General features: G+C 60.5%; 25 protein-coding genes. 2 read left to right on the top strand and 23 right to left on the bottom strand.

Annotated elements, in window-relative coordinates; translation table 11 throughout:
• Positions 1-49 precede the first annotated feature (49 nt).
• Complete coding sequence (gene mscL / locus ACILRC_RS00810) at positions 50-487, top strand: large conductance mechanosensitive channel protein MscL (RefSeq protein WP_395667422.1); 438 nt, start codon at positions 50-52, stop codon at positions 485-487.
• Here mscL and pdxA read toward each other — a convergent pair.
• Complete coding sequence (gene pdxA, locus ACILRC_RS00805) at positions 474-1499, bottom strand: 4-hydroxythreonine-4-phosphate dehydrogenase PdxA (protein ID WP_395667574.1); 1026 nt, start codon at positions 1497-1499, stop codon at positions 474-476. The two genes, mscL and pdxA, sit on opposite strands and share 14 nt — an antisense overlap.
• Before the next feature lie 35 nt (positions 1500-1534).
• The gene (locus tag ACILRC_RS00800; protein WP_395667421.1) at positions 1535-2290 is read right to left on the bottom strand and encodes a Nif3-like dinuclear metal center hexameric protein; all 756 of its coding nucleotides are present in this window, start codon (positions 2288-2290) and stop codon (positions 1535-1537) included.
• 447 nt (positions 2291-2737) lie between these two features.
• On the opposite strand from ACILRC_RS00800, the gene ACILRC_RS00795 reads away from it, so the two are divergent.
• Entirely contained in the window at positions 2738-3886 is a 1149-nt protein-coding gene (locus tag ACILRC_RS00795) for a trypsin-like peptidase domain-containing protein (RefSeq protein ID WP_395667420.1), read from the top strand.
• On the opposite strand, the gene tatC is transcribed toward ACILRC_RS00795, so the two are convergent.
• The 21 genes from tatC to ACILRC_RS00690 are packed head-to-tail and all read right to left on the bottom strand — an operon-like array spanning position 3883 to position 17727.
• Entirely contained in the window at positions 3883-4674 is a 792-nt protein-coding gene (gene tatC / locus ACILRC_RS00790) for a twin-arginine translocase subunit TatC (protein WP_395667419.1), read from the bottom strand. The two genes, ACILRC_RS00795 and tatC, sit on opposite strands and share 4 nt — an antisense overlap.
• A 22-nt stretch (positions 4675-4696) precedes the next feature.
• Positions 4697-5149 carry a Sec-independent protein translocase protein TatB gene (gene tatB, locus ACILRC_RS00785; RefSeq protein ID WP_395667418.1) on the bottom strand — a complete coding sequence of 151 codons (453 nt, stop codon included), beginning with the start codon at positions 5147-5149 and terminating at the stop codon, positions 4697-4699.
• Positions 5150-5191: 42 nt separating this feature from the next.
• Positions 5192-5431: a Sec-independent protein translocase subunit TatA gene (gene tatA / locus ACILRC_RS00780; protein ID WP_395667417.1), complete on the bottom strand. Its 240-nt coding sequence runs from the start codon at positions 5429-5431 to the stop codon at positions 5192-5194.
• A gap of 39 nt (positions 5432-5470) precedes the next feature.
• On the bottom strand, positions 5471-5830 hold the full coding sequence (locus tag ACILRC_RS00775; protein WP_395667573.1) for a histidine triad nucleotide-binding protein: 360 nt from the start codon (positions 5828-5830) through the stop codon (positions 5471-5473).
• A gap of 11 nt (positions 5831-5841) precedes the next feature.
• Positions 5842-6261, bottom strand: coding sequence for a DUF4870 family protein (locus ACILRC_RS00770; RefSeq protein ID WP_395667416.1), 420 nt, complete (start codon positions 6259-6261; stop codon positions 5842-5844).
• Positions 6258-6665, bottom strand: a complete 408-nt coding sequence (locus ACILRC_RS00765; RefSeq protein WP_395667415.1) for a phosphoribosyl-ATP diphosphatase — start codon at positions 6663-6665, stop codon at positions 6258-6260. Before ACILRC_RS00765 ends, ACILRC_RS00770 begins: the two co-directional genes overlap by 4 nt.
• An 11-nt stretch (positions 6666-6676) precedes the next feature.
• The gene (gene hisI / locus ACILRC_RS00760) at positions 6677-7072 is read right to left on the bottom strand and encodes a phosphoribosyl-AMP cyclohydrolase (protein WP_395667414.1); all 396 of its coding nucleotides are present in this window, start codon (positions 7070-7072) and stop codon (positions 6677-6679) included.
• A 14-nt stretch (positions 7073-7086) separates the two neighbouring features.
• A complete protein-coding gene (gene hisF, locus ACILRC_RS00755) occupies positions 7087-7884 on the bottom strand; it encodes an imidazole glycerol phosphate synthase subunit HisF (RefSeq protein WP_395667413.1) in 798 nt (265 codons plus the stop codon).
• A gap of 6 nt (positions 7885-7890) precedes the next feature.
• Complete coding sequence (hisA, locus tag ACILRC_RS00750) at positions 7891-8631, bottom strand: 1-(5-phosphoribosyl)-5-[(5-phosphoribosylamino)methylideneamino]imidazole-4-carboxamide isomerase (RefSeq protein WP_395667412.1); 741 nt, start codon at positions 8629-8631, stop codon at positions 7891-7893.
• Positions 8632-8655: 24 nt separating this feature from the next.
• Positions 8656-9309 (bottom strand): imidazole glycerol phosphate synthase subunit HisH, encoded by a 654-nt coding sequence (gene hisH, locus ACILRC_RS00745; RefSeq protein ID WP_395667411.1) that lies wholly within the window; start codon positions 9307-9309, stop codon positions 8656-8658.
• A gap of 16 nt (positions 9310-9325) precedes the next feature.
• The gene (gene hisB / locus ACILRC_RS00740; RefSeq protein WP_395667410.1) at positions 9326-9955 is read right to left on the bottom strand and encodes an imidazoleglycerol-phosphate dehydratase HisB; all 630 of its coding nucleotides are present in this window, start codon (positions 9953-9955) and stop codon (positions 9326-9328) included.
• Positions 9952-11097: a histidinol-phosphate transaminase gene (gene hisC / locus ACILRC_RS00735; RefSeq protein WP_395667409.1), complete on the bottom strand. Its 1146-nt coding sequence runs from the start codon at positions 11095-11097 to the stop codon at positions 9952-9954. The genes hisB and hisC overlap by 4 nt, the downstream gene beginning before the upstream one ends.
• A gap of 19 nt (positions 11098-11116) precedes the next feature.
• Entirely contained in the window at positions 11117-11488 is a 372-nt protein-coding gene (locus ACILRC_RS00730) for a Rap1a/Tai family immunity protein (protein ID WP_395667408.1), read from the bottom strand.
• A 31-nt stretch (positions 11489-11519) separates the two neighbouring features.
• On the bottom strand, positions 11520-12863 hold the full coding sequence (hisD, locus tag ACILRC_RS00725) for a histidinol dehydrogenase (protein WP_395667407.1): 1344 nt from the start codon (positions 12861-12863) through the stop codon (positions 11520-11522).
• Positions 12864-12886: 23 nt separating this feature from the next.
• Positions 12887-13540 (bottom strand): ATP phosphoribosyltransferase, encoded by a 654-nt coding sequence (gene hisG, locus ACILRC_RS00720; RefSeq protein ID WP_395667406.1) that lies wholly within the window; start codon positions 13538-13540, stop codon positions 12887-12889.
• Between the two features lie 8 nt (positions 13541-13548).
• On the bottom strand, positions 13549-14826 hold the full coding sequence (gene murA / locus ACILRC_RS00715) for a UDP-N-acetylglucosamine 1-carboxyvinyltransferase (RefSeq protein ID WP_395667405.1): 1278 nt from the start codon (positions 14824-14826) through the stop codon (positions 13549-13551).
• An 8-nt stretch (positions 14827-14834) separates the two neighbouring features.
• Complete coding sequence (locus ACILRC_RS00710) at positions 14835-15077, bottom strand: BolA family protein (RefSeq protein ID WP_395667404.1); 243 nt, start codon at positions 15075-15077, stop codon at positions 14835-14837.
• 27 nt (positions 15078-15104) lie between these two features.
• Positions 15105-15860 carry an ABC transporter permease gene (locus ACILRC_RS00705; protein WP_395667403.1) on the bottom strand — a complete coding sequence of 252 codons (756 nt, stop codon included), beginning with the start codon at positions 15858-15860 and terminating at the stop codon, positions 15105-15107.
• A complete protein-coding gene (locus ACILRC_RS00700) occupies positions 15857-16822 on the bottom strand; it encodes an ABC transporter ATP-binding protein (protein ID WP_395667402.1) in 966 nt (321 codons plus the stop codon). The genes ACILRC_RS00705 and ACILRC_RS00700 overlap by 4 nt, the downstream gene beginning before the upstream one ends.
• Positions 16823-16850: 28 nt before the next feature.
• Positions 16851-17120 (bottom strand): lipid asymmetry maintenance protein MlaB, encoded by a 270-nt coding sequence (locus ACILRC_RS00695; RefSeq protein ID WP_395667401.1) that lies wholly within the window; start codon positions 17118-17120, stop codon positions 16851-16853.
• 1 nt (position 17121) lies between these two features.
• Entirely contained in the window at positions 17122-17727 is a 606-nt protein-coding gene (locus ACILRC_RS00690; protein ID WP_395667572.1) for a phospholipid-binding protein MlaC, read from the bottom strand.
• Positions 17728-17791: the final 64 nt, after the last annotated feature.

Below are 17791 nucleotides of genomic sequence, written 5' to 3'. Positions count from 1 at the left end.
CGGGGCATCACCTGCCAAAGCCGGTCCAAGACCACAGGAGTCCACAACGATGGGAATGTTGCAAGAGTTCAAGGAATTCGCCGTCAAAGGTAACGTCATCGACCTCGCGGTGGGCGTGATGGTCGGGGCCGCCTTTGGGAAACTGGTCGATTCTGTCGTGGGCGATTTGGTGATGCCACTCATCAGCTCCGTGCTCGGAAAGCTGGACTTCTCCAGCATGTACTGGGTGGTAGGCGCCGTGCCCGCGGGTACAGAAAACACACTTTCTGCACTCAAAAAGGCAGGCGTTCCTGTATTTGCCTATGGCAACTTCTTGACGATTGCTCTGAATTTTTTGGTGCTCGCTTTCATCATTTTTGTGATGGTCAAACAGATCAACCGCCTGAAGCGGAACGCACCTGCTCAGCAGGAGGCTCCTGCGCCCGCGCCTGAGTCTCAAGAGGTGTTGCTGTTGCGCGAAATCCGCGACAGCCTCAAGAAGCAATAAGCTGCCTTGCGGCCCGCAGGGCTGCCACCAGGCTCGAGGGATCCGCTCTTCCCGTGCCAGCAATGTCGAAAGCGGTTCCATGGTCTGGGCTGGTTCGCACCAGAGGCAGACCCAGGGTGACATTGACACCCTGCTCCACCCCGAGGTACTTCACCGGGATCAAGCCCTGGTCGTGGTACATCGCCACCACGACATCAAATGCACCCACGCGGCCCAGCGCGTGCCGCGAACGCATAAAAACGGTGTCGGGCGCCCACGGACCACTCACCTGGCAGCCTGACGCGCGCGCAGCCGCAACTGCCGGCACGATCACCTCCAGTTCCTCCCGGCCAAACAAACCGCCTTCGCCCGCATGGGGATTCAAGCCAGCGACGCCAATTTGGGGCGATCGACCGAGCAGCTTGCCCAGGGCTGCATGGGTCACCATCAGCGTCTCAAGCACACGCTCAAAAGTGACAGCGGCGATCGCGTCACGCAATGACAGATGGATACTGACCAACACTGTGCGAATTTCGCTGTTCATCAGCATCATGCGGACCGGAATCTGTTCGACCGGCTTCCCCAGAAACTCTGCTGCCACCGCCTGGAGCAGCTCGGTATGGCCCGGGTAGCGGCTGTAGGGCGCACCCGCGGCTGCGAAGGCCTCTTTGTGGATGGGTGCGGTCACGATGGCGGCTAGCTCATTGCGCATCGCCGCCTGCGCGGCCCACACGATGCAGGCGCCCGCAAACGCGCCGGCGGCAGGGTTTACTTGTCCGTGAGCCACCGCCTGCAATGGCCCTGTCGGCTGAAGCACTGCGATGCAAGGGGTCGCCAATTTAGTGTAAGCATGCGGGGTATCGACTGCCACTACGGGAATCTCTATCGGGCATGCACCTTGTTGCTTGAGCAGCGCGGCGGCTCTTCGTAGGGTGTGTAGGTCGCCGACCACGAAACAGTCGCGGGCGGCATCCGGAGCTTCACAGTACGTCTTGACGATGATCTCTGGGCCGATGCCTGCAGCGTCACCCATGGTGATGGCGATGGGGGCGGTCACGTCCAAGGCTTTCACGCTGGGTTGTCGATGTCGATAAACAGGTGCTCCAGGCCATGCTGCGCGGCTACGTGAGACGCCAACGCTGACACGCCGTAACGCTCCGTTGCATGGTGTCCGCACGCCAGGTACGAGACGCCGCATTCACGCGCATAGTGGGCCTGAGGCTCGGAAATTTCACCGGTTACAAACACATCGGCTCCCGCTGCGATGGCGGCCTCAAAGTAGCCTTGTGCGCCGCCGGTGCACCATGCGATGCGACGAACCGGCGCCCGGTTGGCGTCGACCACGGTAACCGCGCGTCCAAGCTTGCCGGCGATCTGGTCGGCCAAAGCGTGGGCGCTGGCGAGTGGTCCGCCCACGGGTTCACCCAGCCATCCAAGCTGTTGCTCACCGAACCGCGCAGTGGGCAACCACCCGAGCAACGCGCCGAGCTGGGCGTTGTTACCCAAGGACTCATGCGCGTCTAGGGGCAAATGGTAGGCCAGCAGATTGATGTTGTGCTGCAAGAGCAAACCCAAGCGCTGGCGCATCCAGCCGGTGACGCGACCGTCATTGCCCCGCCAAAACAAACCGTGGTGCACCACCAAGGTATCGGCCTGCGCAGCCACCGCCGCTTCGATGAGCGCCAAGCTCGCGGTGACGCCCGAGACCAGCCTTTGAACCTGCGGCCGACCCTCCACCTGCAGTCCATTGGGACAATAGTCCTTGAACCTCTCTGGTTGCAGCAAATTGTCAAACGCCGACACCAACTGTGCGCGCTCCATCATGGTTGCTCCTCCAAGTTATGCGGTGCGCCCACGGGCGATGGCGCCACCTCCAAATTGCTGTCGCAGCCCACACCTGCCGCGATCCACCGCCGTGCGCCCCAGGCCAAGACCCGTGTTAACCCAGGCTCAGCGAAGCGCAACCACGCGGGCAGCACCTCCTTGGCGACCTTTTGCGGCGTAGATACCACACCACACCGGTACCGCAGCGCTTGGGGCTCCCACACCAGGCCGGGGCACGCGCCACGGCGCTGTCGAAACAACATCATTCCCAGTGGGCAGGGCTCCACTGCACAACACACACCGCAGCCGTTGCAGGCAGCTCCCATCGCCGGCTTGGCAGAGGCCGCTGCTTCGATATGGATCACAAAAGGCTTGGAGCTGATCGGGCCGCGCAGATGCATGGCCTCACTGTATCGGGATCTGTGGTCGAGCCTACAATTTGTTGCTATGAAACGATTCTGGTTGGTTTTTTCCCAGGCCGTGACGGTGTTGGTGGCAGCCTACTTTGTGGTCGCCACGCTCAAACCGCAGTGGCTGGACCGCACGCCGACCATGTCCAATGTGGTGGCACTCCTCGAAGCTCCTGCAACGGCACCGGGGGCGGTCCCGGCGGGAAGCTTTCGGATCGCGGCGCAAAGGGCCTCTGCGGCGGTTGTCAGCATCAGTACCAGCAAGGCGTCGCGCCAAAATCCATCGTCCAGAGACCCTTGGTTCCGATTTTTTTATGGTGAGCAGGGTGAAGAAAACCAAAGTGGGCTGGGAAGCGGCGTCATCGTCAGCCCCAACGGCTACGTTTTGACCAACAACCACGTCATTGAAGGCGCGGATGAAATTGAGGTGTTTTTAAACGACAGTCGGCACGGCACCGCCAAAGTCATTGGCACCGACCCGGACACCGATCTGGCCGTGCTGAAGATCGAGCTTGACCGCCTGCCCGTGATTGTGCTGGGCAACTCAGACCAGCTTGAAGTAGGCGATCAAGTGCTCGCCATTGGCAACCCATTTGGCGTGGGGCAAACGGTCACCAGTGGGATTGTGAGCGCCTTGGGCCGCAACCAACTGGGCATCAACACCTTTGAGAACTTCATCCAGACCGATGCGGCCATCAATCCAGGTAACTCGGGCGGCGCCTTGGTCGACACCAACGGCAATTTGTTGGGCATCAACACCGCGATTTACTCCCGCTCCGGTGGAAGCATGGGCATTGGGTTTGCCATCCCGGTGTCCACCGCCAAGATGGTGCTGGATGGCTTGGTCAAGGACGGGCAAGTGACACGTGGTTGGATTGGTGTCGAGCCCAATGACTTGTCGCCCGAGTTGGCGGAAGCGTTCGGTGTTCAGGCGCAAGCGGGCGTGATCATCACCGGGGTGCTACAAAACGGGCCCGCCGCCAAAGCCGGCGTGCGGCCAGGGGATGTCATCACGCGCATTGGTGATCGCAGTGTTGCCGACGTCTCCCAGCTTCTGTCCGTGGTAGCTGCTCTGAAACCGGGGGCGCCCGCGCGTTTTTCGGTTACGAGAAAAAACCAGAATTTGGAGATCGAGGTAACACCAGGTGTCAGGCCACGGCCCAAAGTGCCCAGCCCCGAACGCTAGGTTTGCTGTTGTGGGGCGTCGTCCGACGGCGCCTGAGTGTGTCGAATGAATATTTGTGCGGCCCAAATGCCTACCTCGTAGAGGATGCACATCGGTATGGCAAGGGCCAGTTGGGACACCACATCGGGCGGCGTGACAATCGCTGCGATCACGAAGGCGACCACAATGAAATAGCTGCGAAACGCCTTGAGTTTTTCGATGCTGACCATGTTCAAGCGGGCAAGGACGATGACCACAATCGGCACCTCAAAAGCCAAACCGAACGCCAAAAACATTGACAACACAAAGTCAAGGTAGGCCTCGATATCGGGCGTGGCAGTCACCGCCTTGGGCGCAAAGCCTTGGATGAACTTGAAGACCTGCCCAAAAACGAAAAAATAGCAAAACGCCACGCCCACAAAAAACAGCAAAGAACTAGAGATGACCAGGGGCAACACCAGCCGTTTTTCGTGAGAGTACAAGCCTGGCGCGACAAAAGCCCACATCTGCCACAGCACCACGGGCAAGGCCAGCAAAAAGGCTGTCATCAGCATGATCTTGAGCGGCACCAAGAACGGTGAAATGACAGAGGTCGCAATCAGCGTGGCCCCCTCTGGCAGCGTGGACACCAGTGGCGCAGCCAAAATGTCGTAAAGGGCCGCCGGGCCTGGGTAGATCGCCAAGACCACCAAGGCCACACCGACAGCAAGCGCCGCCTTGATCAGGCGGTTGCGCAACTCAACGAGGTGCTGGACAAAAGGTTGCTCTGTACCAGCGAGTTCGTCGTCTTTGGGTGGGTCTTGGGCCATAAATCGGGCGTAACTTGAAGGCTCAGCTCAGTCGCGTTGGTCTGTACCGGGCCACGCGGGCAGCGCCCGAAAGTGCCTTGGTGCGAACGCCGCTACGTGCCTTGTACCAGTTGGGAACTGCGCCCTGTTTGAGGCGCCAGTTCTTTTGAGGCCGCTTGTACACAGGGAAACTGGGCTCCAACGATGCATTGAGTTCCACAGTGGACTCTGCCCAAGACTTCTCGAAATCGGACGCTTGGGTTTGGATGGAGCTTTCCACCGCCTGGGCCGCGCCCTCTACCGACTCCCGCATCTTCTTGAGCTCTTCGAGGTCCATGGAACGGTTGACTTCCGCCTTCACATCGGACACGTAGCGCTGGGCCTTGCCCAGCCACGCGCCCAAGGTGCGCGCCACGCGGGGAAGCTTCTCAGGACCGATCACGACCAGTGCAACCACACCGATCAACGCGATCTTCGATATACCAAGGTCAATCACGCGGGTTGCACGCTAGAAACAAGCGTTGCGCCAAAAGAGAACTCAAGACTTTTGCCGCGCTTCTACATCGATCGTGGTTTTTTCCGTGGCGGCGTTGGCAACTTGCGAGGGTGCAGCGGCAGGCTTCTCTTCGGTAGAGGTCGTACCGTCTTTCATGCCGTCCTTGAAACCCTTGACTGCGCTGCCCAAATCTCCGCCCATGTTCTTGAGCTTCTTGGTGCCAAACACCATGACCACGATCAACAAAACGACCAGCCAATGCCAAATTGAAAATGAACCCATGGGGTGCTCCTAACAGTAACAGTGAATTCTAGTCTGCGCTCAACCACGCGCCCAAGGCCGCGGACCACCCATCACGTGGAAATGCAAGTGGTGAATTTCCTGACCGCCTTCAGCACCAGTGTTGGTGACCAGCCGGAACCCACCTTGCGGGTAGGGCCTGCAACCAGTTTGCAAGGCAAGCTGGGGCACCAAGGCCATCAGCCGCCCCATCAGGCCAGCGTGGCTCGCATCCAAATGTGCCATGGACGGGATGTGCGCCTTAGGGATGATAAGAAAGTGCACCGGCGCCCAAGGGTTAATGTCGTGAAAGGCAAAAAACTCGGCGTCCTCGTACGCCACCCGCGACGGAATCTGACCGGCGGCAATTTTGCAGAAAATGCAACTGGCATCGTGTTCCATGGAGGCCTCGGTCATGGTGCTGCGTCAGCCGGTGACGGCATTGCATGGCCCTTGTGCATCGCGACAAAGCCTTTCACGACGCGGTAGAGAAACCAAATAGATATGCATGTCCAGGCAATCCAGCCGGGTGCCAGCAGCAAAACCCACAACGGCGCGGTCAACAGGTACAAGGCGGCCGCAATCAGCACGGTGCGAATGCGCCAGCGAAAGTGGGAGGCGTGCCAGGTGCCCTCAGCATCGCTGCGCTTGACCAAGTCCAGCACCAAGGCAGCAATCAGCAGCATCGGGCCAAACTGCCCGCCCGGAACGACGGCTCCCACTGCCACCACCAAATGCAGCACATAGCTGATGGTGCCTATGGTGTTAAGGGACTGGAGCCTTTGCAAGGCTGCAGCGTCGGATGTGATGGGCCTGGTGAAATTCTGGGTCATAGGGTTGCTCCTGGGTTGGCGTGCGCCGCATCGCGCGCCTGCGCTTTGCGCAGGGCTTTCTCGTCGATGCCGCTGGTGCCCTCGCGCCGCTGCAGCTCGGCAATCACATCATTGGGTGACAATCCGTAGTACGACAGCGCGATCATGCAGTGAAACCATAGGTCTGCGATTTCGGACACAACCTTGGCCGTGTCTGCGCCGTGGTCTGTGTCCTTGGCTGCCATCACGACCTCGGTGGCCTCTTCGCCGATCTTTTTCAGGAAGGCGTCTGGCCCCAAACGCAAGAGCCGGCCCACATAGCTCACATCTGCTTGTCCTGGGACGGCGCCTTTGCGGCTCTCGATCACGGCGGCCAAGCGGGCAAGCACGTCCTGGGAATGCTCTGAAGGCGGAAGATGTGACATGCTGTTGGCGCTCATGGCTGTGGGTACATGGACCGCGGGTCTTTCAACACAGGCTCCACGGTCTCCCACGTGCCATTCTTCAATACGCTGAAAAAGCAGCTATGGCGCCCGGTATGGCAGGCAACGCCTGGCACATGGCCAACTTGGGTCACTTTGAGCAACACCACATCGTTGTCGCAGTCCAAACGGATTTCGTGCACCTTTTGCACATGCCCAGACTCTTCACCCTTGAACCACAGCTTGGCGCGGGAGCGGCTGTAGTACACCGCGCGGCCTAACTCCGCTGTGGTTTGCAGGGCTTGCCGGTCCATCCATGCGAACATCAACACGTCGTTGCTGCCCTGCTCTTGGGCAATCACCGGGACTAGGCCCTGCGCGTCCCACCGTACTTGGTCCAACCAGTTCATCACCACATTGTCGGCTAAATGCGCACCGGTATGCCGCGCTCGGCCATGCGCGCCTTGGCTTGGCCCACTGTGAACTCGCCATAGTGGAAGATGCTGGCCGCCAGCACCGCATCGGCACCGCCTTGCTGCACCCCGTCTGCCAAATGATCCAGCGTGCCCACGCCGCCCGAAGCAATCACCGGCACCGCCACCGCATCGGCCACCGCGCGGGTCAGCTCCAAATCGAAGCCAGACTTGGTGCCATCGCGGTCCATGCTGGTCAGCAGAATTTCACCAGCGCCGCGGCGCGCCATGTCGACCGCCCATTCCACCGCGTCCAAGCCAGTGTTCTTGCGACCACCGTGGCTATAAACATCCCAACCCGGACCGATCGCAACGCCGTCGACGGTACGCGCACTCTCGGTCGCCGACCGACGCTTGGCGTCAATGGCAACGACGATGCATTGGGCGCCATACTTAAGCGATGCATCCTCGATCACCTGCGGATTGGCAATGGCAGCGGAGTTGAAACTCGTCTTGTCGGCACCGGCATTGAGCAAGCGGCGCACATCGTCGACGGTGCGCACCCCACCACCCACCGTCAGCGGAATAAACACCTGCGAAGCAACCGCCTCGATGGTGTGCAACAGCAGGTCGCGCCCGTCGCTGGTGGCGGTGATGTCCAGAAACGTCAGTTCGTCCGCACCCTGTGCGTTATAGCGCGCGGCAATCTCCACTGGGTCGCCAGCGTCACGCAACTCCACAAAGTTGACGCCCTTGACTACCCGCCCGCCCGTCACATCCAAGCAGGGAATGATGCGTTTGGCTAGCAAGGTCGGCTATCCGTTGAGCTCGTCAGCACGCGCCTGCGCGGAAGCAAAGTCCAGGTCGCCGCTGTAGATGGCACGGCCACAGATGACGCCCTCAACGCCCTCGTCCTCCACACCACAGAGCGCTTCGATGTCGGCAATGCCCGAAAGTCCACCCGAAGCAATGACAGGGATGGTGAGCGCCTGTGCGAGCTTGACGGTCGCGTCAATGTTGATGCCGCTGAGCATGCCGTCACGACCAATGTCGGTGTAAATGATGGCTTCCACACCATAGTCTTCGAACTTTTTGCCTAGGTCGATCACGTCGTGGCGTGTCAGCTTGCTCCAGCCGTCGGTGGCCACTTTGCCGTCCCGTGCGTCCAGACCCACAATGATGTGGCCACCAAAGGCGGTGCAGGCGTCTTGCAGAAAACCTGGGTTTTTGACGGCTGCCGTGCCGATGATGACGTAGCGCAGCCCCGCATCCAAATAGCGCTCAATCGTGTCAAGGTCGCGAATGCCGCCGCCAAGCTGCACGTCGACTTCGCTGCCCACGTTTTTGAGGATTTTGCGGATCGCCATTTCGTTCTTGGGGTGTCCGGCAAACGCGCCATTGAGGTCCACCAGATGCAGCCTGCGCGCGCCTTTGTCCACCCAACTTCGGGCCATGGCCACGGGGTCCTCGGCAAACGTCGTGGATTGGTCCATGTCGCCCTGTTTGAGGCGAACGCAGTGACCATCTTTCAGGTCAATCGCAGGAATGAGAAGCATGATGGCGGGGGCGGCCGGTGGAGATCAAGGGTTCCAGTGAAGGAAGTTGCGGTAAAGAGCCAATCCGTTGTCTGCGCTTTTTTCAGGGTGAAACTGCGTGGCAAAAATATTATCGCGTGCAAGCGCCGACGCAAAGCGCTGCCCGTAATCAGTCTCGCCGACGATGTGGTGCGCATCCGACGGTTGTGCATAGTAGCTGTGAACGAAGTAAAAGTAGCTTCCGTCGGGCACCTCACCCCACACGGGATGGAGGCTCCCAGCGGCACTGCGCCACACGCGGTTCCAACCCATTTGCGGCACCTTATACCGGCTGCCGTCCGGCTGTGTTTGCCCGGCGAGCTCAAACTTGACCACTTCGCCGGGGATCAGCCCCAGGCAGGGTGTGTCGAGTTCTGCGCTGTGGTCGAGCAGCATCTGCATTCCCACGCACACTCCCATCAGCGGCTTGCGCTGGGCTGCGTGCAGCACGGCGTTGAGCATGCCAGCACCGCGCAGCTCGCGCATGCAGTCACGCATTCCGCCCTGGCCTGGCAACACCACACGGTCTGCGTCCATTACCTCTTGGTGGGTTCGAGCCCAAACGACCCGCACGCCCGTGCCAGCAGCAACATGTTCCACCGCCTGCGTGACTGAGCGCAAATTGCCCATGCCGTAATCGACGACCGCGACGGTTTTCATGCCCTGACTGTCACGCCTACAAAGCGCCCTTGGTCGAAGGAATGCTGCCCAGCGCACGAGGGTCGAGTTCGACTGCAGCGCGCAGCGCACGGGCAAAGGCCTTAAACACGGTTTCGGCCTGGTGGTGAGCGTTCTCGCCCTTGAGGTTGTCAATGTGCAGCGTGATGCCCGCGTGGTTGACAAAACCTTGGAAGAACTCGTGGGCTAGTTGGGTATCGAAGGTGCCCACCATGCCACTTTTGAATGGCACATCCATGACCAAGCCTGGGCGGCCAGAAAAATCGACCACCACGCGGGACAAAGCCTCGTCCAGCGGCACGTAGGCATGACCGTAGCGACGGATTCCCTTTTTGTCGCCCACAGCCTGCTGCACCGCCTGGCCCAGGGTGATACCGACGTCCTCCACCGTGTGGTGTCCATCGATGTGCAAATCGCCGTCGGCTTCGACGTCGAGGTCGATCAAGCCGTGGCGGGCAATTTGGTCCAGCATGTGGTCGAAAAACCCAATGCCGGTGGACAAGCGACTGAGGCCGGTCCCGTCCAGGTTGATCTTTACCCGAATGCGGGTTTCGGCGGTGTTGCGCGACACCTCCGCGGTGCGCGGCGCTTGCGAAGCGGGAACTTCAGCCAGTGCGTAATTCGTCATAGGATTTCCTTCAGGGCCGCCAGAAGTTGTTGGTTTTCGTCTTCGGTACCCACGGTAATGCGCAAGCAGTTCGCCAACAACGAATGCATTCTAGAAACGTTCTTGACCAGAATGCGGCGCGCCTTGAGCGCCTCAAACACGCTGTGGGCGCGGTCGCCCTGCCCCGCAACCCGAACCAAAATCATATTGGCGTCGCTGGGCCAGGTCGTTAGCCCGGGGAAGCTACTGAGGGCTTCCTGCAAGCGTTGGCGCTGCGAACGTACCGATGCAGCCTGGTGCGCATACACCTCGGCATGCTCCAAAGCGAACAGGGCGCACTCGCAGTTGAGAACGCTGACGTTGTAGGGCGGACGCACTTTGTCAATCTGCGCTACCAGCGCCGCATGCCCCAGCAGGTAGCCAATGCGCACTCCGGCCAAGCCGAACTTGCTCATGGTGCGCATCAAGAGCACATGCCCATGCCTCTGCGGTGCGTCACGGATCACGTCCAGGTAGCTGTGGCTAGAGAAGGGTTGGTAGGCCTCGTCCACCACCACCAACGTGCCCACCTCCGCGGCTGCCGCAATCACCCGGGCCATAGACGCCGCTTCCCACAACTTGGCGGTGGGGTTGTTGGGATACGCCAAGTAGACCAAGGCGGGTTGGTGGTAGGCAAGGGCCTCCACCATGGCGAGCACGTCGAGTTCGAAATCCGGCGTCAACGGCACCCCCACGAACTGCAGCCCTTGCAGTTGCGCGCTCATGGCATACATCACAAAACCAGGCGTGGGCGCCAGCACGACCGGCTTGGCACCACCATCGGGCGCGCTGCACGCCAGCGCCAAGAGCGAAATCAACTCGTCAGACCCATTGCCCAGCACCATGCCAAAGTCGGAGGGCAAGCCAGCTTGGTCTGCCAAAGCCTGGCGCAACGCATCAATTCGGCCATCCGGATACCGATTGAGCGCAAGGTGGCCCAGCCGCTCACCCAAAGCCTGCTGCAGCGCAGGCGCCAGGCGGTAGGGGTTCTCCATGGCGTCGAGCTTGACCATGCCAGAGGCGTCTTGCACGACATAGGCTTGCATGGCCTGCACATCGGGCCGGATGCGGCGGTCAATAACCGACTGCACTTCGGGTGGAGTGGCAGGAGCCGGGGTCGTCATGGCGCAATGGGCTCCGGGCTCAGCAAGGGTAGGCTGCCGCCAGTGCGTTGGCGATGACCAGTTGGGCCGACATGTCGGCTTCGTAGACATCGACGTTGCGACGCATCTCGCCTTGGTACAGGCCTTGGGCCATGCGGGGCTCGAGGCGGCGACCGTCTAGGCAAATGCGTGGCTTGGCGCCTTGGCGCACATCATGTGCGTGGGCCTCCACCACACCTTCCATTACACCTACCAAGTAATACAGCACAAAACTCTCACCATGTCGCGCATCCGATGCTTGCACTGCTCGCAACTCACGAATGGTCATGGATTGTGCTGGCGCGCACAGCGCTGCGGCAAAGAGCAGCGCACCCAAAGTGCGCAGGGCCACAGAAGATCGCGGGGATTTCATAAGGCAGACTTGTAGGTGATATCACTAGGGCTTACTTTAGCCGCAGCGCAGCGGCGCAGGCATGGGCCGCGAGGCCTTCGCCCTGGGCGAGCTCAATGGCAATCGGACCCAATACCTGGGCACCGGCTGCGCTCACCTCGATCAGGCTGGAGCGCTTCTGAAAATCGTACACGCCGAGCGGGCTGGAAAAGCGCGCGGTGCCACTGGTGGGCAGCACGTGGTTGGGACCCGCACAGTAATCGCCCAGGGACTCGCTGGTGTAGGCACCCAGAAAGATGGCACCCGCGTGGCGCAGCAAGGGCTCCCAGCGGTGTGGGTCGCGGCTAGAAACTTCGAGGTGCTCCGGCGCAATGCGGTTGCTGATCTCGCACGCCTCTTCCATGCTGCGGGTGTAGATCAACGCACCGCGGTCACTCAGGCTCCTGGCAATGGTGGCTGCGCGCGGCATGGTGGGCAGCAAGCGCTCGATCGATGCTTGCACTTGGTCGATGTAGCTCGCGTCGGGACATAGCAAAATGCTTTGCGCCAGTTCATCGTGCTCAGCCTGGCTGAACAAATCCATAGCCACCCAATCAGGCGGGGTGCTGCCGTCGGCTAGCACCAAGATTTCGCTTGGACCGGCAATCATGTCGATGCCCACCCTGCCGAACACGCGGCGTTTGGCGGCCGCGACATAGGCGTTGCCAGGCCCTGTAATTTTGTGGACCGCCGCAATCGTGGCGGTGCCGTAGGCCAACGCCGCAATCGCTTGGGCTCCGCCGATGGTGAATGCACGGGTCACACCAGCAAGGTGCGCTGCGGCCAGCACCAAGGAGTTTTTGTCGCCCTGCGTCGTACCGCTGGCGTCTTTGCGCGCCGGCGTGGGCACTACCATGATGATCTCGCCCACACCGGCCACCTGCGCGGGAATTGCGTTCATCAGGACGCTGCTGGGGTACGCCGCCTTGCCGCCAGGCACATAAATGCCCACGCGGTCCAGGGGCGTGACTTTTTGTCCCAGCAAAGAGCCCTCCTCGTCGCGGTAACTCCAGCTTTGGCCACAGGCCTGCAGTTGGGCCTGGTGGTAGGCACGCACCCGCGCGGCGGCGGCCTGCAATGCATCGCGCTGCTTGGCAGGAATTGCGTCAAAGGCGGCCTGGAGTTCGGCCTGCGTTAGCTCCAAAGCGTGCAGCGAATCGGCCACCACGCCGTCAAAGCGCGCGGTGTACTCCAAGACCGCCGCGTCGCCACGGCGCTGCACATCAGCCAAGATGTCGGCCACCCGGCCCTCGATGGCCGCGTCGGTGTCGCCGGACCAATGCAGCCGGGCTTGGAACTGCTTCTCAAATGCAGCGTCGGTGGTGGACAGGCGGGCGGGGAAGGCGCGGGGGTGCATGCTGGGGTTTGAACTGGCCGGCGCTAAGTCGCCTCGCTGGCCGCAGCCACGGCGCCGGCAAATGCCTGGATGATGTTGCGTATTGGCTCTTGCTTGAGCTTCAGCGCCGCTTGGTTGACCACGAGCCGGGCGCTGATGTCCATGATGCGTTCCACCTCGATGAGGTGGTTGGCCTTGAGCGTGCTGCCTGTAGACACTAGGTCGACGATGGCATCGGACAGGCCCACCAAGGGCGCCAACTCCATACTGCCGTACAGCTTGATCAAGTCCACATGCACACCCTTGGCAGCAAAGAAATCGCGGGCAATCGCCACATACTTGGTGGCCACCTTCAGGCGCGCGCCCTGTCGTACGGCCCAAGCGTAATCAAAATCCGCGCGTACCGCGACACTGATACGACACTTTGCAATCTGCAGATCAAGCGGTTGGTACAAGCCTTCGCTACCGTGCTCGAGGAGCGTGTCTTTGCCAGTGATGCCCAGATCGGCGCCGCCATACTGAACGTAGGTCGGCACATCGGTGGCTCGCACCACGAGGACCCTAACGTTAGGCTGGTTGGTATCCAAAATGAGTTTGCGCGATGTGTCAGGGTCGTCTTGCACCTCAATGCCAGCGGCGCGCAGCATCGGCAAGGTCTCCTCGAAAATGCGGCCTTTGGAAAGGGCCAAGGTGATCATGCCGCTGCTCACTTGACGCGCTCCACATCAGCCCCTATTCCTCTGAGCTTCGTTTCCATCTGGTCGTAGCCCCGATCGAGATGGTAGATGCGGTCCACAGTCGTTTCGCCATCAGCCACCAAGCCGGCAATCACCAAGCTCGCAGACGCACGCAGATCGGTAGCCATGACGGTGGCCCCGGACAGGCGAGGCACACCCTCCACCACCGCCACCTTGCCGTCAATCTGTATGTTGGCGCCCAAGCGCACCAACTCGTTGACATGCATGAAACGGTTCTCAAAAATCGTTTCGGTCACCTTACTGTGGCCTTGGCCCACGCAATTGAGCGCCATGAACTGCGCCTGCATGTCGGTAGGAAAACCGGGGTATTCCGTAGTGCGAAAGCTCTGCGCCCTGAAGTATGCACCCGCAGGCTGGGGGGCATGCACACGGATTCCACCGTCCACCGCGGTCACAGTGGCACCACCTTCACGCAACTTGTCGATGACCGCATCGAGATGGTCGGGACGGCCGTGGCGCAGCAGCACATCGCCGCCCGTGGCTGCCACGGCGCACAAAAAAGTACCCGCCTCGATGCGGTCCGCCACCACCTGGTGGGTGCAGCCGCGCAGGGCTTCGACACCTTGGATGCGGATGCGGCTGGTGCCGTGACCTTCGATGCGCGCCCCCATGGCAATCAACATTTCAGCCAGGTCAGGGATTTCTGGCTCCTGTGCAGCGTTTTCCAGAACGGTTTCGCCTTCGGCCAGGGTGGCCGCCATCAGAAAATTTTCGGTACCGGTCACCGTGACCATGTCGGTGGCAATGCGGGCGCCTTTGAGTCTGCTGCGTCCATTGGCAACCTTGGCCCACATATAGCCCTGCTCCACCACGATCTCAGCCCCCATCGCGGCCAAGCCTTTGAGGTGCTGGTCCACCGGGCGCGACCCGATGGCACAACCACCCGGCAGCGACACTTTGGCGCGCCCAAAGCGCGCCAGCAATGGCCCCAAGGCCAGCACCGAGGCGCGCATGGTTTTCACAAGTTCGTACGGCGCTTCGGGATTGACGAGGCGGGCCGCATCGACCGTCACGGTGCCGACCTCGCGCACCTCCACCGCAACGCCCATGTTGCGAATCAGCTTGACCATGGTGCTGACATCTTGCAGGCGCGGCACGTTGTGCAAGGTGACGGGTTGCGCGGTGAGCAGCGTGGCGCACAGCTCGGGCAAAGCGGCGTTCTTGGCGCCCGATATCTGCACCTCACCGACCAAGCGGCGGCCGCCGCGAATGCGTAGTTTGTCCATACTGTGATTCAGGCGGCTTGTTGGGCCCACTCGGCCAGTGTCAGGGTTTTCATTGACAGCGCATGCACCTCGTCGGTGTGCATGCGCGCGCCCAAGGTGGCGTACACCATTTGGTGGCGCGCGATCAGGCGCTTGCCTACAAAGGCGTCTGACACGATCGTGGCGTACCAGTGTCGGCCATCGCCTTCAAGTGTGCAGTGCGCACACGCAATACCGGTGGTGATCAGGGATCGAAGTTCGTCTGCAGTCATGGCAGTTTGGTATCACAAGTGGGCAGCCTAGCTGCGAATTTTGTAGCCGGTGCGAAGCAGGTACAGCGCCACCGCGCTGACTGCGCCGAGTGCCGCGCCGACCACGCCCAGACTTAGCCAGGGTGACACGTCGCTGACGCCAAAAAAGCCAAACCGGAAGCCGTCAATCATGTAGAAGAACGGGTTGAGGTGGCTCACGCCCTGCCAGAACGTGGGTAACGAATGGATGGAGTAAAACACGCCGCTCAAAAACGTCATGGGCATCACCACGAAGTTCTGAAACGCCGCAAGTTGATCGAACTTTTCGGCCCACAACCCCGCGATCAGACCCAACGTGCCCATCAATGCAGCACCTAGCACTGCGAACACCGCAATCCACACCGGTGCGACAAAACTGAGCTGGGTAAACCAAGCTGACACTGCGAACACCCCCACCCCCACCACTATGCCGCGCACTACCGCTGCCCCCACATAGGCGACAAACCAATGCCAGTACGACAGGGGCGTGAGCATCAAGAACACGAGGTTGCCCATCACCTTGCTCATGATGAGCGAAGACGAGCTGTTTGCAAACGCGTTTTGCAACAGGCTCATCATGGCCAAGCCCGGCACCAAAAAGGCGGTGTAACCCACTTGGTCGTAGACCTTGACGTGGTCTTCCAGCGCGTGACCGAAAATAAGCAGGTACAACATGGCGGTTAGCACTGGGCCTGCAATCGTCTGGAAGGCCACCTTCCAGAAGCGCAGCACCTCTTTGTACAACAGGGTTTGCCAGCCGTTCATGTTGTCGGCACAGCGCCAATGGCGGGCAGTGCGTCTTTGTTCTTGGTCATCACATCAAGGAAAACGTCTTCCAGATCTGCCTTGCGGATCTCCACGTCCTGCGCCACCAACCCGGCTTCACGCACTGCAGCCAAATAGCGCTCCACCTCATGCGCATCTTTGGCTGGGAGTTGGACAATGCGGCCGGTGATGCGCGCCTTCGCGGCCAACTGCGGTGGCAGGTCTGCGTCCAGTTTGAAACGCAGCACATTGCTTGACGCAGCCCTCAGCAGGTCGCTCGTTTTGTCTAGTGCCACGATGTGCCCGCTCTTGAGCATCGCAATGCGGCCACACAGTGCCTCGGCCTCTTCGAGATAGTGGGTGGTAAGCAATACGGTGTGACCCTGTTTGTTGAGCTTGGCGATGAATTGCCACAATGTCTGGCGCAGCTCCACATCAACGCCTGCGGTGGGCTCGTCTAGGACGATGACTGGCGGCTTGTGCACCAAAGCCTGCGCGACCAGCACACGGCGCTTCATGCCGCCCGAGAGCTGGCGCATGTTCGCTTCGGCCTTGTCGGTCAGGCCTAGGTGGGCTAGCAGTTCGTCAATCCAGTCGTCGTTGTGTTTGACGCCAAAGTAGCCCGACTGGATGCGCAGTGCCTCGCGCACATTGAAAAAGGGGTCGAACACCAGTTCCTGCGGTACTACACCGAGCCTTCGGCGCGCCTGTGCGTACTCGGTCTGCACATCAAAGCCCATCACGCTGGCCTTGCCAGCGCTAGGCCGAGACAAGCCCGCAAGAATACTGATCAGGGTGGTTTTGCCAGCGCCATTGGGCCCTAACAAGCCAAAGAACTCTCCCTCTTCGATAGCGAGAGACACGCTGTCAAGCGCGAGGAAGTTCCCCTTGCCTGCGGATTTGCTGGGTGTGCGTGAGGACGGGTACGACTTAGAGACCGACTGGAACGAAATAGCGGGCATGGGAGCCGCTGAGTTTACCCGGCCAACACTATGCGCTGGGCAGCAAGCCTTCGATTCCATACAGACTGGCTAGGTCGCGCAATCGCTGCGGCAATCCCTGGACCGCAAAACGCTTGCCGGCACGTGCACACTCGCGCCGCAAGGCCAGCAACACCGCCAGTGCCGACGAGTCAAAGCTGCGCAGGTCTGCGGCATCCACCACCACCTGTGCTGCAGGCTCGCTGTGCACGCCAACCGTCAATTGCCGCAAGCAATCTTGCGCTTGGACTTGTGTCAGTGTGGTGGGCAAAGTCAGCATATCAACCCTTCTTGGCAGCATTGGCCCGATTGCGTTCGGACAGTGTGGCGATCAACCCGTCCAGCCCTTTGGCATTGATCTCCTGGGCAAACTGGCTGCGATAGGTTTCCACCAGCCACACCCCCAACACATTGATGTTGTAAATCTTCCATCCCGCTCCTTGGCCTGGTGTTTTCTCAAGACGGTAGTCAAGCTGGATGGGGTCGCCACTACCCCGAACTTCAGTACGGACGATCACTTCCTTGTCATCTGGACTGGCGCGTAGGGGCCGCATGGAGATCGTTTGGTCTGTCACTTGCGAAAGCGCACCAGAGTAGGTGCGAACCAGCAAGATCTTGAACTCTTCTTGCAATCGCTTCTGCTGCTCCGGTGTTGCCTGGCGCCACGCGGGTCCGACGGCTGAAGCGGTCATGCGCTGGAAGTTCACATTGGGCAGGATCCGTGAATCCACCAAGGCAACCACCCGTCCGATGTCGCCCGCTTTGATCGATTTGTCCGCCCGGATGGTGTCGAGCACATCAACCGACAAGCGTTTGATCAACGCGTCCGGCGCTTCGTCCTCGGCCTGAGAGGCCAATGAAAAGAACAGGGCGCCGACGACCGACATACCCACAAACACCTTGCGCAAAAAACCCAATGTCATACCGTCTACTCCGCCATGCTGATGTGAA

The sequence above is a fragment of the Rhodoferax sp. genome, from assembly GCF_044236835.1.
Classification (GTDB): Bacteria; Pseudomonadota; Gammaproteobacteria; order Burkholderiales; family Burkholderiaceae_C; genus Allorhodoferax.
This window is presented reverse-complemented; position numbering and strand designations above follow the sequence as displayed.